The sequence below is a fragment of the Paenibacillus paeoniae genome, from assembly GCF_003388735.1.
In the GTDB taxonomy this organism is placed as follows: domain Bacteria; phylum Bacillota; class Bacilli; order Paenibacillales; family Paenibacillaceae; genus Pristimantibacillus; species Pristimantibacillus paeoniae.
This window is the reverse complement of record NZ_QUBQ01000001.1, coordinates 563,899-580,195: the sequence shown is the minus strand read 5'-3', so window position 1 is coordinate 580,195 and position 16,297 is coordinate 563,899. Positions and strand designations below refer to the sequence as shown.

Annotated in this window: 15 protein-coding genes; all 15 read right to left on the bottom strand. The window is 49.5% G+C overall.

The features are described from left to right. Positions 1-83: 83 nt before the first annotated feature. The 15 genes from DX130_RS02660 to DX130_RS02590 all read right to left on the bottom strand — a co-directional run bounded on the left by DX130_RS02660 (position 84) and on the right by DX130_RS02590 (position 15,968). The gene (locus DX130_RS02660; RefSeq protein ID WP_240644225.1) at positions 84-2,237 is read right to left on the bottom strand and encodes a methyl-accepting chemotaxis protein; all 2,154 of its coding nucleotides are present in this window, start codon (positions 2,235-2,237) and stop codon (positions 84-86) included. Positions 2,238-2,534: 297 nt separating this feature from the next. Next, on the bottom strand, positions 2,535-3,791 hold the full coding sequence (locus DX130_RS02655) for a peptidase U32 family protein (RefSeq protein ID WP_116042612.1): 1,257 nt from the start codon (positions 3,789-3,791) through the stop codon (positions 2,535-2,537). A gap of 28 nt (positions 3,792-3,819) precedes the next feature. Continuing rightward, entirely contained in the window at positions 3,820-4,752 is a 933-nt protein-coding gene (locus tag DX130_RS02650; protein ID WP_116042610.1) for a peptidase U32 family protein, read from the bottom strand. Between the two features lie 60 nt (positions 4,753-4,812). After that, positions 4,813-5,928, bottom strand: coding sequence for an endolytic transglycosylase MltG (mltG, locus tag DX130_RS02645; protein WP_116045681.1), 1,116 nt, complete (start codon positions 5,926-5,928; stop codon positions 4,813-4,815). A 135-nt stretch (positions 5,929-6,063) separates the two neighbouring features. Then, entirely contained in the window at positions 6,064-6,375 is a 312-nt protein-coding gene (locus DX130_RS02640; protein ID WP_116042608.1) for a DUF1292 domain-containing protein, read from the bottom strand. Continuing rightward, positions 6,375-6,671, bottom strand: a complete 297-nt coding sequence (locus DX130_RS02635; RefSeq protein WP_116042606.1) for a DUF1292 domain-containing protein — start codon at positions 6,669-6,671, stop codon at positions 6,375-6,377. The genes DX130_RS02640 and DX130_RS02635 overlap by 1 nt, the downstream gene beginning before the upstream one ends. An 8-nt stretch (positions 6,672-6,679) precedes the next feature. Further along, on the bottom strand, positions 6,680-7,096 hold the full coding sequence (gene ruvX / locus DX130_RS02630) for a Holliday junction resolvase RuvX (RefSeq protein WP_116042604.1): 417 nt from the start codon (positions 7,094-7,096) through the stop codon (positions 6,680-6,682). Positions 7,097-7,115: 19 nt separating this feature from the next. Beyond that, positions 7,116-7,379 carry an IreB family regulatory phosphoprotein gene (locus tag DX130_RS02625; RefSeq protein WP_116045679.1) on the bottom strand — a complete coding sequence of 88 codons (264 nt, stop codon included), beginning with the start codon at positions 7,377-7,379 and terminating at the stop codon, positions 7,116-7,118. Positions 7,380-7,431: 52 nt separating this feature from the next. Beyond that, positions 7,432-10,065 (bottom strand): alanine--tRNA ligase, encoded by a 2,634-nt coding sequence (gene alaS, locus DX130_RS02620; protein WP_116042603.1) that lies wholly within the window; start codon positions 10,063-10,065, stop codon positions 7,432-7,434. A gap of 330 nt (positions 10,066-10,395) precedes the next feature. Then, positions 10,396-11,466 (bottom strand): AI-2E family transporter, encoded by a 1,071-nt coding sequence (locus tag DX130_RS02615; protein WP_116045678.1) that lies wholly within the window; start codon positions 11,464-11,466, stop codon positions 10,396-10,398. Positions 11,467-11,633: 167 nt separating this feature from the next. Next, positions 11,634-11,837: a hypothetical protein gene (locus DX130_RS02610; RefSeq protein WP_116045676.1), complete on the bottom strand. Its 204-nt coding sequence runs from the start codon at positions 11,835-11,837 to the stop codon at positions 11,634-11,636. Positions 11,838-11,858: 21 nt separating this feature from the next. Beyond that, on the bottom strand, positions 11,859-12,395 hold the full coding sequence (locus DX130_RS02605) for a PRC-barrel domain-containing protein (protein WP_116042601.1): 537 nt from the start codon (positions 12,393-12,395) through the stop codon (positions 11,859-11,861). 23 nt (positions 12,396-12,418) lie between these two features. Then, positions 12,419-13,570 (bottom strand): cysteine desulfurase family protein, encoded by a 1,152-nt coding sequence (locus tag DX130_RS02600; protein ID WP_116042599.1) that lies wholly within the window; start codon positions 13,568-13,570, stop codon positions 12,419-12,421. 363 nt (positions 13,571-13,933) lie between these two features. Then, positions 13,934-15,364 (bottom strand): MocR-like pyridoxine biosynthesis transcription factor PdxR, encoded by a 1,431-nt coding sequence (pdxR, locus tag DX130_RS02595; RefSeq protein WP_116042597.1) that lies wholly within the window; start codon positions 15,362-15,364, stop codon positions 13,934-13,936. 52 nt (positions 15,365-15,416) lie between these two features. Next, positions 15,417-15,968, bottom strand: coding sequence for a pyridoxamine 5'-phosphate oxidase family protein (locus tag DX130_RS02590; RefSeq protein ID WP_116042595.1), 552 nt, complete (start codon positions 15,966-15,968; stop codon positions 15,417-15,419). Between the last annotated feature and the right edge of the window lie 329 nt (positions 15,969-16,297).

Genomic DNA, 16,297 nt, shown 5'->3' with positions numbered 1-16,297 from the left:
ATTCATAATACTAAATACAAAAAAATAGGACTGACTTTACCGAAGTATCCAATCAGTCCTATTACAGGTGAAGTGATCAACCTTTATAGTTTGAAGTGAGAGAGCGAATCTTTTAGTCCTCGCGATACAGCATCCAGCTTCTCGGATAGAAGCACCAAATTATCGCTAATATGCATTTGCTCGCTGCTTAGAGATGCAACTTCCTCCGAAGTGGCGGAGGCTTCCTCCGCAACAGTACTCACGTTCGTCATCGCTTCAGCCAGCACATCCTGCGACTGCTCCAACTGTCCGATAGAGCTTGTAGCATCGTCCAGTCGCTGGGCAAATTGGGCCATTTGTCCCTGCACACTGACAAATATATCGTTCGCTTCCTTGACGGATGCAATTTGTGCTTGGAAAAGCGGATAAGCCTCCGATAATACATGGACTGTCTCGTCGATCTCCGACCTGATTTTCCCCGTTATTTGGGCAACTACATCGATGGATTGCCGCGACTGGTCAGCCAATTGTCTGATCTCATCCGCAACTACCATAAAGCCTTTGCCCGCGGCACCTGCCCGAGCCGCTTCTATGGCAGCATTCAGCGAAAGAATATTCGTTTGCTTCGTCAAGTTATTCAACACATCCAATATTTTCACAATCGAGCCGGTGCTTTCTTTCAAGGCATCCACCTTCTCGACCATCGAACGCGTCATTTCTTCCGTCATGCCCGTCTTCTGGATCAATCCACTCATATATGCGGTCCCTTGCTGGCTCGACTGCTCGACGCTGGCTGCGGATACGACCATCTCTTCATTAGCGGAGATAACTTTCTTCATCTGTCCATTAATATGAGCGGCAAGTTCATTGCCCCTCTCTGCTTCAACCGCAAGACTGCTAGCACCTCCCGCAATCTCTTCCGTAGCAACGGCAATTTCTTTGGCGGAAGCCGAGGTTTTGCGCGAAGCTTCGGTTAGCTCGGATGCCGTCAACAGTACGTCCTGGGCCGATTTTGTCGTCTGCCGGGCGAGCGCTGTAATTTGCTCCATCATCGCATTGAAGCTTACACTAAGCGTGCCGATCTCATCCTGACGTTTCCCAATGGTCGAGCGCACTGCCAAGTTGCCTCGCGCGCCTTCCATCATCAGATTGCAGATGTTGACCAGCGGTCGTGCAATCGCAATAATGACGAGCATTCCAATTGCAATCGCAAGCACAATAGCCGCCAACGCCGTTACTAGCGTCAGATCACGGATAGACTCTGCGTCCTTCACTAGTTGTTGGACCGGTATCGTCCCCGCTATTCTCCAATCCATCGATTGAAGCTTCTGATAGACAGCAAGCACCTCAACGCCATCGCTTGTATGAAGCTTAGGCGATCCGGCAAGAGCTTGCTCTCCAGATACCGGCAAGCTGATGCTCGCTGTCTTCCCGATCTTTGCTTCATCATCTGCGATGACATAATTTCCGTTGCCATCAATTATCGCCAGCTCGCTTTCGTCCCCCAGGACGACCTCGCTGTATCGGTTTGCAATCGTATCCGCCTCAATCTCTAGCAGCAGCATATACCCCGCTTCACTCGATACCGTGTTCTTCAGAAGTCGGGTCAAGGTGATCGTTGGCTTATCCGGGATCATCGACATGCCTGTCGGCTGCGGAGCAATCCAATTCACCCTTCCGTTCAACTCGATCGTCTTCTGATACCACTCCGTCTTCATAAGCGGCTCGGCACGCGTCGACAGCGATGAGCCTGCCGCCACGACATGCAGTTTATCGGACAGCGGCAGCAGCATGACGCCTTTAATGGAGTTATTGCTAAGCGTAAAGCTCTGCATCTTATCACCTAGTCTGCGTGCCGCCTCGAATTTCTCGTAGTCATCATTGCTTGTTGCAAGCTCTTTCACAATGGCATGAAAATCTTTATCGATTAATAATTGAAGAGATAAGTCCTCATACGTTTTGAACACCACATTGAGATTGCTTGCAACCTGATTAATCGTTTGCAGGCTGGCATCGGATACTTTTTTCTCGACCATCGTTTTGGCTTCAGAATAAGCCAAAAGACCTACTGTCATTACACAGGCCAATATGCTGCCGAATATCACTATAAAAATTTTCAGACCAACAGATTTCATGGGATTCGTCAAATAAGAGCGCCAGAGGGCTGATTCCGGATTGTAACCGTTTTCATTTATATCTTTCTTTACTCCTGTCTCCTTCTCAATGGATTGAAGCAGCTTCTTCTCTTTTCCGGCCATGATGGCAAGCACCGCCTTTAGTTTGGTCGAACGGATACGATCCTTTTTCCATAGCGAATTATGCCGAACAATGTATGTAATAGTCTATTTCCTATTATTTGATATCATTGGAATCTTGTCAATTATAGATTGTATTGCAACGAAATTATGCACGGGGTATCCCAATCCTTTCTTGCCCTGAATGTTGCAGCTATAGTAAGAGTTGCCCGACAAAAAGAAGCCCTGCCTTATGAAATGAAAGTATCGAGCCATCATTTCAAAGGAGGACTTCTTTTCTATAAGTTCGTGTTTCATTCATTAACGAATTTTTTTACGCATCATATCCATCGGCTTTACCGGCTTTAACGTGCGTACGCGTACGGTCTGCAGCGGATGTCTGGCCACATCCAGAATAGCGCCTGCCTCATCCGTCAGCTCCGTCACCGTCTGCTTGAAGAACCTGCCTCCCGGTCCGACGAATTCAACTTCCTGGCCCACCTTAAAGTGGTTGCGCTGTTGAAGCGTAGCGAATCCGGTACGGTCATCGTAGTCCAGCACAATGCCGGCAAAATCATATGGAGCCGCCTTTTCCTCAGGGCCATATATATGATCCTGAGCGTCCGGAGTATCCAGGAAGAAACCCGTATTGAGCGGACGATTCGCCGCTTTATTCATCTCCTCGACCCATTGCTGCTTCAATTCGTAGCCCTCTGGATCCGCGAAATATGCGTCAATCGCCTGTCGATACACATTCACAACCGTTGCCACGTAGTGAATGCTCTTCATCCGGCCTTCGATTTTGAAGCTGTCTACGCCTACCTCGATCAGCTCCGGCAAATAATCAATCATGCACAGATCCTTCGAGCCCATAGTGAATTGGTCTTCTCCCTTGTCGTACATCGGCGCATCGTCCACGAACAAGTCATACTTCCATCTGCAGGACTGGCAGCAGCCGCCGCGGTTGGAATCCCGATCGGTGAAGTGATTGGACAAGACACAACGTCCCGAATACGAGGAACACATTGCGCCATGAATGAAGGCTTCAATCTCGATATCGACATGCTTCTTGATCTCCTCAATCTCCTCGAAGCTTGTCTCTCGGGCAAGCACGACACGCGGCAGTCCTTCATCCTTCCAGAACTTGACCGCTTGCCAGTTCATCGTCGATTGCTGTGTGCTTAGATGCACCTCAAGCTTTGGCGCCACACGCTGAGCCGTCTCAATAATAACCGGATCGGCTGCAATAATGGCCGAGATGCCAGCTGCCTCCAAATTGCGCAAATATTCCTCGATGCCTTCAACATCCTCATTATGTGCATAGATATTGGTAGCGACGAATACTTTCGCGCCATAGCGGTTGGCAAATTCCACGCCTTCTCTCATTTCTTCAAAGCTGAAGTTGTCCGCGTTAGATCGCAGACCATACTTCTGTCCGCCGATATAAACGGCATCCGCGCCGTAATGAATCGCGAATTTCAGTTTCTCCAGATTGCCCGCCGGGGCGAGCAGCTCCGGTCGATCCAGCCTGTTGCGCTTGCCCTGATAGCGGGGCTTCGTTCCTGTGCCTGTTGTCATCGTGTTCACACCTCCTGCATATATCCGATTAATACACTTGTTCCTTATAAAAGAAGCCATAGCTCAGCTCGCGCTTCGGATCCTGCAATTCTCTGATCGAATCAAGCCATTCCTCCTGAAAACGATAGCCTTCAGGATCGGCCAGATAGGCATCAATCGCAAGGCGATACACACGGACAACCTGCTCGTTGTATTCGATCGATTTCATGATGCCTTCTATTTTGAAGCTGTCGACTGAAACAGCGAGCAGCTCATGCAGATTCTCAAGCATGCAAATATCGCTGGAGCTCATGACATGGGTGCCATTGACATCTTCGAAGATCGGATAACGTTCATCGGGACGATCCGCTTCCATCATGTACAGACCGCGCTCAAGATCAGCATTCGGGATGCGATCCGGCTCACCCTTATGATCCAGATAGTTGTTTACAAGCGAGCGTTTGGAATGATAGATATTCGTCATGCCATGTACTTGAACTTGGATCTCAAGCTTGGACTTCGACTTCGTGTCCTCAATTTGCTCCATATTCAGCTCGCGCGCCAGTACGTAGCGCGTTGCGCCTCTGCGCGCCCAATACTCCGCAGTCGCAAAGTTCGTAGAGGTCATCTCCGTATTCCAGTGAAGCGGCATGCCAGGCGCATGAGCCCTGGCAGCCATTAATACAGCAGGGTCGCCGAACACGATGGCGTCTACACCCGCTTCATGGAGAAATGCAATATAGTCATGCAAGCCTTCCAGTGTATCATTGTCAATAATGTTATTGACTGCTGCATAGATTCGAACGCCCTTCGCCTGTGCCAGGCTTACGGCTTCCTTGATCATCTCTCTCGTGAACTCGCCGGAAAGCCGGGTTCCGTAACGGGACTCGCCAATGTAGCATGCATCTGCTCCGGCATCCATCAGTCGGTTCAGCTCTTCAAGAGACGATGCAGTCGCAAGCAGTTCGGGTCTGTACGTCATGTTGGATCTCCTTCTTCTTTCGTCCTGATGCCTTTGTCTAAAGACTGCTGACGGCATCCATTATTGCGTTGTTTTTTCGCTCAATGCGATATTTTTTTGATGCTCCTTGAATGTCTCTGCGAACAGATGCGTCTGAGTGCCATCTTTCTTGGTAACATAGAACAAATACTTCGTATCTGCAGGAAACAGAGCCGCTTCAATGGACGCAAGACTTGGACTTGCAATCGGTCCAGGCGGCAATCCGTCAATCTTATACGTATTATAAGGACTGTTGATCTCCAGATCCGACAATGACAAGCGCGCTTTCGGCGTATCCAGCGCATATTGGACCGTAGCATCGATCTGCAGTCGCATAGGGGTGGCAATCCTGTTGTAGATAACTCCGGCAACCAGTGCGCGTTCTTCGTCTACGACAACTTCCCGTTCAACCAGCGAAGCGATCGTCAGAATTTCGTGCAGCGTTCGACCCGAAGCATCCATCGCGTCCTGCCAGCCTTCCGGCAAAGCGCTTAGTTTGCGGTCGGTCTCTGTCACCATTCGAATAATGATATCTTCTTCCTTGCTTTCCTTCTTCATCTCGTAAGTTTCCGGGAACATATACCCTTCCAAGCGCTTATGCAGCTTATCCGATTTCGGCAAGCCGCGAACCGTCTCCGCATCTCCCCAAGCACGATCTGTCTCGGCGAGCTCTAGAAACTTGTCTTTATTGATCAATCCGTCAGCGGCAAGCTTGTCCGCAATCTGCAGAACAGTGAAGCCCTCCGGAATCGTGAACCTGATCGTCTCCGCTGCAATGGTATCCCCAGCATTCAGCTTGGCGATAACGGCAGACTTGTCCATGCCGGGCTGCAACTCATAAGTACCCGCCTGGAACTTGGATCCCTCGTCTTTCATTTTCAAATAATAACTAAATACAAAACCATTTTTAATAATGCCATTCTCTTCGAGCAGATCGGCCACTGAATTGGCGGACATCCCCCGCGTGATCGTCACCTGCTTCATCTCGCCCTTAGGCGTAGGTTCAAGATTGTTCCACAAATAAAAAGCCGCACCGCCGGCGACCAGAACCATAATCCCTACCAAGCTGACAAAGACCCACAAATTAATGAGCCATGTTCTAGGCTTCTGATTCTTTCTCCGTTTATTCTTCTTTTTCTGCGTTTGCTTCTCTTCCATCGTATCCAACCAATCGCACCCTCTTCTGCAAGTTTCCGAAAAAAAGAGCGGTGGTAAGCCGCCCTTTTGGTTCCACTATACGAATGTATTTATTGCACTATGATAAGCTGCCGAATGATAACGCCGTACAGGACGCTATGGACGTTCTTCCCCGGCAAACAGCAGATCGTCATAGGCTTCCGAGACCGATTCCCATTCCTCATCGTCTTCAATCGTCTCCAGATGAGGCTCATCGGAGTCCAGATTGATGCGGAACAGCTCAACCTCGTCTTCGGCGCGCATCGCCTCGCTTTGCAGCGCAACATACTGCACGTCGCCTAGCTTAAACTCGGCCTTGATATAGAAAAATTCGGCTGTGCCATCTTCGGACACGAGTTCTACCTCGGTGCCGAACAGCTCCTTCAAGCGGCTAAGCCGCTCTGGATTGTTGTGTGAAACATCAGTCATTATTCCTGCTCCTCCAGCTCGCCGAGCAGCGTGTTGAACGTCTCCTCGACCATGTTCCATTCTTCTTCGTCTTCAATCGTATACAACTTCAGGTCGTCGCCATCCTCTTCATAACGGAACGCATAGACTTCGTCTTCCTCGTCATCCGCGCCAATCAGCGGTACAACCATCATATATTTCTGATCCGAATCATCTACCTCGAACTTCATGATGACTTCGAACTCCTCTTCGTTGCCCTCTTCATCCGGAATATAAATGATTTCCGGCTCTTCGTACTGCATGTCGTCCTTTGTCATCGTAACCCTCACCTTTTCGTTTTAGAATCGAGATAATTTTGCAAGATGATCGTAGCAGCCATCTTGTCTATGACTAGCTTTCGCTTCTTCCGGCTGACATCCGCTTCCAAGAGCGTACGCTCGGCAGCTACCGTTGTCAGCCTTTCATCCCAAAGGTGAACTGGTATTTCTAGCTTCTGCCCAATCTGCTCGGCAAATGCGATGCAAATTTCGCCACGCGGGCCGACGGATCCGTTCATATTCTTCGGCAAGCCAACCACGACTTCGGATACTTCATGTTCCTTTGCCAGTTCGGATAATCGATCCAGCTCTCCTCCGTCGCGTCGCTTTTCCACGACTGTGATGCCTTGAGCCGTCCATCGGAAGGCGTCACTGATCGCCACTCCAATTTTGCGGTCCCCATAGTCCAGTCCCATTACTCTCATCTAATTGTCCGGCTCCTTGTTATTGTTTCTTGTGCTGCAAGTAAAACCGGACCAACTCTTCGATCAATTCGTCGCGTTCCTTCTTGCGGATTAAACTCCTGGCGTTGTTGTGCCGCGGAATATACGCGGGATCTCCGGACAGCAAATACCCAACGATCTGGTTGATTGGATTATATTCCTTCTCCAGCAGAGCTTCATGCACGCTAAGAAGAATATCCCCAGAAGAAGTCTCTACCCCCTCCGCCTTCACGTTAAACTTCATTGTTTGGTCCATAGAACTCATCAACAGCACCTCGCTTTCCAAAAACCATCCAAAGGGATGTTGCCTAGCACTATCATATCACACTTGCTTGGCCCACAACCAGTTCTTCCGCAACTTTCAACGCCTCATCCAGCCTGGACACATCCTTGCCGCCCGCCTGTGCCATATCCGGACGTCCGCCTCCGTTGCCGCCGCATACGATTGCCGCTTCTTTAATGATCTTGCCCGCATGGAAGCCCTTCTTCACCAGATCTGCCGATACAGCTGCAGCCAGATTGACCTTATCATCGGCAATAGCTCCCAGTACGATAACGCTTGCGCCCAGCTTTGGCTTCAGCTCGTCTACGATACCACGCAGCGCATCCATTGATGGGGCGTTAACTTTCGCGCACAATATCGTCACTTCTCCAGCCTTAACTGCTTGCGACTCCAGTGAACCCGCTTCAATGCGGCTCAGCTTCGCCTGAAGCGACTCGTTCTCTCGTGAAAGCTCCTTCAACTGTGCATTTAAGCCCTCGATACGCTTCGGTACGTCAGCTACATTAGACTTCACCAAAGCTGCCGATTGCTTGAGCAATTCTACTTGCTCTTCATAATACGTATAAGCATGTCTTCCGGTTACAGCTTCTATGCGGCGAACGCCGGAGCCGATACCGCTCTCGCCGAGCAGCTTGAACAATCCGATCTGTGACGTATTGCGAACATGGCAGCCGCCGCAGAGTTCAAGGCTGTAGTCGCCAACGCGTACGACGCGCACAACATCGCCGTACTTCTCGCCGAACAGCGCCATAGCGCCCATCGCTTTGGCTTCCGCCAGCGATTTGTTCGAGATGTCGACATCTGTGCCCAGCCAGATCTGCTCATTCACTTTGCGCTCGATTTCCGCAAGCTCCTCAGCGGTTACACTGCCGAAGTGAGAAAAGTCAAAACGGAGACGGTCCGTCTCAACCAGTGAGCCAGCCTGGTTTACATGATCGCCCAATACTTCCTTAAGCGCTTTATGAAGCAAGTGAGTTGCCGTATGATTTTTAATAATATCTTCACGCGCGCCTTTATCAATAACCGATTGAACGGTCGCACCCGCTTTGGCTGTGCCGGACACCACAACCGCATGATGGACAGTCTGTCCATGCGGTGCTTTCGTTACGTTGTCTACGCGAAGCTCGAAGCCTTCGCCAGTAATCGTACCGCGGTCGGCGATCTGACCGCCGCTCTCTGCATAGAAAGGAGTACGGTCAAGAAGCACAAGCACGTGATTCCCTTCCCCAGCTTCCTGAGCGAATGCATCGTCCAATACGATTTCCTTAATCTGGGATTCTGTTATGGGATCAGTATAGCCAACAAATTCGCTTTTATCCGTGTAGTCAGACAGCGGACCGCCCTGCACTTTCATGCTTTCCGTCTCGCGACGTCCCCCACGGCCACGCTCGCGCTGAAGCTCCATCTCCGCATCAAATCCGGCACGGTCGACCGTCATGTTATGCTCAGCCGCAAAGTCTTCCGTCAGGTCGAACGGGAAGCCGTACGTATCGTACAAGCGGAATGCATCCACACCTTGAATCTCACTGCTTCCCGCCGATTGAGCAGATGTTACAATCTCGGACAGCATCGACAGACCATCGGACAGCGTTTCGTGGAAACGCTCCTCTTCAGTACGGATCACACGCTCGATGAACTCGCGTTTCTCGACTACTTCCGAGTAGTAGACGCCCATTACATCGCCAACGACGGACGTAAGCTCATAGAGAAACGGACGGTCGACGCCCAGCTTCTTACCATAACGCACAGCGCGTCGAAGCAGTCTGCGAATAATGTAGCCTCTGCCTTCGTTCGATGGCATAACGCCGTCGCCAACGGAGAAGACAACGGTACGCACATGGTCGGCAATCACTTTAAGAGCGATATCTTGCTCTTCGTTCGTTTTGTACGTCACACCTGCAATTTCGCAAGTACGATCAATGATCGGACGGAACAGATCCGTGTCGAAGTTGGAATCCACATCTTGCAGAATGGAAGCAAAACGCTCAAGGCCTGCGCCTGTATCAATATTTTTGCTCGGCAGCGGCGTATAGCTGCCGTCTTTGTTATGGTTGAATTGTGAGAATACGAGGTTCCACACTTCAAGGAAACGCTCGTTCTCACCGCCTGGCCAGCACTCCGGATCGGTCAGATCGCCGTACTTGTCGCCACGGTCGTAGAAAATTTCCGTACAAGGTCCGCACGGTCCCTCACCGATATCCCAGAAGTTCTCCTCCAGCTTGTAGATGCGCTCCGCCGGCAGGCCGATCTTCTCATTCCAGAAGCGGAACGCTTCTTCGTCCTCCGGGTACACCGTTACGGACAGACGCTCCGGATCGAAGCCGATCCACTTTTTGTCCGTCAAGAACTCCCACGCCCATGTGATCACTTCTTCCTTGAAATAATCACCGATGGAGAAGTTGCCCATCATCTCGAAAAACGTATGGTGGCGGCGAGTTTTGCCGACGTTCTCGATATCATTGGTACGAATGCACTTCTGCGAGTTGGCAATACGCGGGTTCTCCGGAATAACACGACCGTCAAAGTATGACTTCAGCGGTGCCATGCCTGCATTGATCCATAGCAAGGAAGGATCGTTATGCGGGACTAACGAAGCGCTCGGCTCGATTTTATGCCCTTTTTCTTCAAAAAACTGCAGCCACTTGGCTCTAATTTCACTTGCTTTCATCGACGATTGCCTCCTATAGGTTCTAAGTTTTGAAAAAATAAAAAAGCCCCTGTCAATGACAGGGACGAATCGATATCGCGGTACCACCCTGGTTATCGCGCAGCTTGCGCAATCTCCTTAGAGGACGATAACGGGTCCAACCGGTGAAGTTCGTTCACACTCTGAAATTAGCTTTCGGCCATTCTTCGCAAAACGCTCTCTCAACCGACGCTCGTCCTGGTAGAACTAAAGCGAAGAAGCATTCTCTCTGGATTGCGGGCAATGACTTACTTCATTTCATCAACGTGTTTCAATATATAGGACAAATTATAACTTTGCCCCTTGAGGCTGTCAAATAATCTTTCGTCGCACATAGTAGGCGAACATATGCTGAACAATGACCTTGCATGCCGCGAAAATCGGAACCGCTAAAATCATGCCTACAATACCCGCAATCTCCCCTCCAACCAACAAGGCGAAAATGATAAGAAGCGGATGAAGATGCAGCGTCCTTCCCACCACCTGAGGAGAAATGACGTTGCCTTCGAGAATTTGACAAGCCGTATTCACGATAGCTACAAGAATCATCATCTTCAGAGAAACGGTCGATGCCATCAGCAAAGCAGGCGCCGCGCCGAAGAATGGTCCCATATAAGGGATGACATTCGTAATCGCCACAATACTCGCCAGCAGAAGCGCGTAGGGCATTCCGATGAGCAAATAGCCCGTGTAGGCCAATAGGCCGACTATGAGACAGACCAGAAATTGACCGCGAATGTAGCTGCCAAGCGCATGGTCGATATCCTTCATCAGACGGACCGTATTTTTACGATGAGATTTCGGCACATAAGTAATAACGGTTCGTTCGAAGACGTCGAAATCCTTCAAAATATAGAAGGCGAGAAACGGGATAATAAAGGCGATGAACACGGCATTGAGCATATTTCCGATATTGTTGATAAAATGCAGCAGCGATTCCGATACCCGCTTCTCAATGCTAACCAGCGCCTTGTTGACGCCATCCCGGAAGCTCTCGGGCAGGAAGGATGTATTGTTAATGTCCGTCACCAGGCTTTGCGCCCGCATGGACAGCTCGGGAATATGGTGATTTAACTCCTGAATCTGATTGACGAACATCGGGATGATATTGACGAGCAGGACCGTAACAACTGCGCAAAAAACGGCATAGATCAACAGCACTGCGATCGTACGCGGCACCTTCCGCTCATGCAGCAGTGTGACAATCGGATTCAGGACATAGGAAATAATCATAGCAATAATAAACGGCCCCAGTACGGCTTTCAAAAAATCATAGATGGAGACAACGAGCGGCTTAAGCTGCAATAAAAAATAGATGGCCACCAAGCTCAGAATCAAATAGATTAGCCCTACGAACAACCGGTTTTTTGTGAATCGCTCCACCTCTTGCACCCCCGAACATCCATGCGCGCAACTATACATCAGCTTGCAAGCAAAGGATCTCCTATCTTGTTCAGTATATGTACAAGTTAAGCCGATCATCCTTGGATTACAAAAAAAGACGGCCAGCCGGCCGTCTTCGGTTCGTTATGTCAATATAAACAATCGTATTAGTTGACGTGAATTTCTTGTGAAGCGATATCGTCTTCGAAAAACAAATCGTCGAGCGAGCTTAGCGTACCGTCTTCTTCTACTTGATAGACGGACATCTTCTCACCGTTCACTGTCAATTCAATAAAGCAGCCCCAGCAATAAAATTGATGGGAACCAATCTTGCCGATATCTTTCGAATTGCAATTCGGACATCTCAGCATATTCATCATAAACATTTCTCCCTATCCTCTGAAATTGGAAGCTGCGACAGGCTCCAATTCCGCTTCACTGACAGCAGGAACGATAATCGCGTCTTCCCCGAGCAACACCATATCCGGATCGCTCGGCGCTTTTAGCCACTTACGCCCTTCCATCAGATCCGAAACAAAACCGTCAGTAAGCTCATAGCCTACTATCTGTGTACCCTGCAAAGGGTAAAAATAAACATCCGACAACAAACCAAGTTGGTCGCCGTGCACGGTCACGACCGGCATTTCCTTTAATTTCACTACGCCGCTGTAAAACGCGCGGCTCACTTTCCCGGGCTTCATCGCAGTTACTGCCTCTTCGCTTGCGATGATGACAACATCCTCTCCGCATGTGAGCACATCATTCCATGCCACAATTCGCACCTTCGTCGCGAACCATTTGGCAAATTCCAAAATGAGTCCGTTCAGCTTCCAGTTCTCATCGAACCAGCAGTCCTTTACGGTGCCCACTTGCTTGCCGGAATGGATGACGATGACCGGAAGCCCAATAAGCTGTTGAAGTTTGATCACTTTGGCCGGAAGCCTCCCCTAGCCTAGCTCCGAATCCGCCTCACGATACCGGCGACGATAGGAGCGGCTTGCTGAAGTTCCTCCAAAGTATTCCCCAAGCCAAAGCTAAATCTTACTGCCGTATCCAATCTTTCTGGCGAAATACCCATGGCTCGAAGTACATGAGACTTCTCCAGCGAACCTGATGTGCAAGCCGAGCCGCTTGCTGCCATAATACCGGCCATATCGAGATTCATTAGCATCGACTCCGTATGTGCGTCGATAAAACTAATATTAACGATATGAGGCAAGCTGTTCTCCGGATCGCCATTCACGATTACTTCATCGCTTGACAATTCCCCTATCATCAGCTCTACCCATACTTTACGAAGCTTGTCCAAAAAAGGTTGCTTATTTTTCATTTCGTTCACACAAATGTCAACAGCCCTTGCGAATCCGGCTATTCCAGGTATATTTTCGGTGCCTGCACGACGTTTTCGCTCCTGGGAACCGCCCTGTTGCAACGGCTCGAACGGCGCTCCTGCAGCTGCATACAATGCGCCTACGCCTTGCGGGCCATTGATTTTATGAGCGGAGAAGCTCATGAAGTCTACAGGAAGTTCTGACAACCGATAATCTGTTGTGCCGAAAGCCTGCACTGCATCGACATGGAACAAAGCTCCGCCCGAATGCACAACTTCACCGATCGCTTCGATCGGTTGCAGCGTGCCGACCTCGTTATTGCCGTGCATAATGCTTACAAGCGCAGTGTCAGGACGCATGGCTTCCTTCACTTGCTCCGCATGATTGCGCCCTTGCTGGTCAACAGGCAGCACTGTCAGCTCGAAGCCTTCTTCCCGCGCCAGCCACTCACAGGTATGGAGAACGGCATGATGCTCAGCCGCAGACGTAATAATATGATTTCGGCCGCGCTTGCGCTGCGCCTTCGCCGCACCGATTAACGCCAAATTGTCGCTTTCCGTACCGCCTGAGGTGAACATCAGCTCTCCAGGCTTGCAGCCAATCGCCGCTGAAATCAGATCACGCGCACGACTGAGCTCTCCCTTCGCTGCTCGTCCGTACGCGTGAATGCTCGATGCGTTGCCGCCTGGACCTTGCATCAACTCGATCATCGTCTTCAAGACATCGGGATGCATGGGCGTTGTAGCGGCATGATCAAAAAAGTATGTACTCATCAACCGTCACCCTTATAGTAGATGCTCAAAAAGTCGGCCTCACGGGACGAGCCTTTCAAACCTCGTAAAATTTCATTTCACATACAGCTTTATCTAGAAAAGTATAACACATTCGTCAAGGCTCTTATATCGTACGAATTACATAGTCGCACTATCGATATTTGCTTCTTCAGAAACATTTCATCAACATGATTCAACAAAAAAGGTGGCTTGTAATAGAAAGAGCTCCTTGACGGAGCATGTTGAGGATGGATAGCAGGTTTGATCACCCACGCATTCATACATGGGCAATTCCGGGGAGAGTCATAGAATCCAAATGGTTCTTACCAGGCTGGCCAGAAATCGTAATAAGGCAAGTTTGACTTACGAGAGCATCTCCGAGAGACGATAAATGCCTTCTTCAATGGCGGCCTCATCTACTTTGGCAAAGCCCAGCACCCATCCCTTTCGATTGCTTTCCAGACAATACATGCTAAGCGGATAAACCCGAACCCCATGCTTAATAGCTTGATTCGTAACCGCTTCTTCGTCGAAGGATACATCGGCTTCAAGCAGCATGTGCAGTCCCGTCTCTACTCCGCTTAGCGTGAAGCGTTGACCCAGATCGGTTGCGGCGATTGCTTTCGTCATCGCTTCATGCCGGCGTCGGTATACATTGCGGACTCTGCGCATGTGGCGAATAAAATGGCCGTGCTCGATAAAATGAGCAAGTGTAACTTGCTCCATAATCGGAAGATGCCGATACACCAGCTCCTGTACTTGGACAATTTGGCGAATCGCCTCTTTGGGACCAACAATTGCCGAAAGTCGAACACCGGGAGCAACCAGCTTCGAAAAACTCATCATGTACAGCGTGTTTTGCGGCAACTGACTGAATAAGGTTGGAAGCGGGTCGCCACGGTAGCGGAATTCGCTGTCATAATCATCCTCAATAATCCAGAATGGCCGTTGGGCGGCCTGATGAAGCAATTGCTGCCTGCGCGGCTCCGACAATATGACACCCGTCGCACATTGATGCGCAGGGGTAACAAAAACAAGCTTGGACTTGGGATTCATACGATCTACCTGCAGACCATGCTCATCGACAGTTACGGGATCTACCTGCATGCGCCGATAATTCATTGCCATCCAGGCAGCAGGAAAGCCGGGATCTTCCACTGAAACCGTATCTCCTTCTTGCAAGAGAGCTTGGGCGATCAGATCGAGACTGTGCTGGGCACCTGAAGTTAAGACAATTTGGTCGATCTGTACATGGACGCCACGCGCAAGCGACAAGTAACGTTGTATCTGTTCGCGTAACGGCTCATAGCCGTAGGCGTTGCCATACGACCATTGAGTCAAGTCAGGTGTGGACGAGGCTTGTACATAAGATTGCCGCCATTGTTTATGGAATTGGTCGTCCAAATAAGGCTCATGAGGGTTGAAGTCGATGTCAACATGGGTATGCTCTTTGCCGCGGAGCCAGTTCTGCAAGTGGCTTGCAGTTGCATTCAACGCAGGCAATTCGGGTTGAAACCGCCCCTGAAGAGCTGCGGACTCGGAGGAATGAGGACGGTACATCCAATTACTAACTCTTGTACCGCCTCGGCGCGAAGTAATTGTATATCCTCGGCTATATAGCTCCTCATATACGATCTGGATCGTCGAACGTGACACACCCACCAGTTGGGCAAGCTCGCGAGAAGGGAGCAGTAACTCGCCTGGCGGCCACTTGCCGGTAGTCATGTTATGGATAGCTTGATCCAGCAATTGCTGCCAAATGGGACGGTCGTCGTCACGGTTAAAGGTTAGCATGGGCTGACCCCTCCAAGGATCTCGTGTAGATGATAGATGGTGCCTCTGAAATTTAGTGAGCCGGGCAATTGGATACCGAGCTTTCCAGAAACATGGTTTGCTCGTTAACTGGGTTTTCTTTCGCTGTTATGGTGTGTGGCCGCAGGCGATATACAGCTACGGCTTGATTATCAAGTGAGGAACGGTATTTCTCGACATGAACTTTTGATAATGGACGGTCATAATAACCGGGGACATACTTGTTCAAAAAATGTTGAAGAACATCTGTCGAATCCTCCAGTTGATCGACCCTTTCCACGATTCCGAATAACATGACGCTCATGTAGGCCGTATCTGTTTTAGCTGGGACGGGATCAGTTATGGTTCCAAACTCTTCGAATACGGTAAAACAAACCTTATTATTTTGCTGAATAACGGATATCTTTCTGCCGCTGCTAAGCCCATGAAAATAAATACATTTGTTCCACCAGACGTAATTCAACGGCACGACATAGGGTTGAGGCCCGTCTGCCAAGCCTAATAATCCAGTACGGGTTTTCGTCAAGAAAAAATCGATTTTTTCCTGATCCTCGCAGTTTCTTTGTGCATGAATCATGGGTCTCATAGGGAGTGGCTTCCTTTCTTCTGCTAAGTATACACGTGAATTTTAAGTTATGAATCTATCCTAGCTTATTTATGATGGTTTACTATATCCAAAATAATAAGATTTGAGCAATCCATATGAGAGACCTGCAACACAAGAACGCAAAGATAAAGAGATTCCACGGTATGGCTCCCATTCCCTCAAAATCGTGGTACTTCATCACCGGACTCAATCTTAAAAACAAAACATCAAAACAAGCCTACCCTGTACATTAGTAAGGGTAGGCTTGGCAGTGGAGACAAAGGAAAGAACAGAACCTCGTCAGCCGCTATAATTGTCGATTCTTGCTT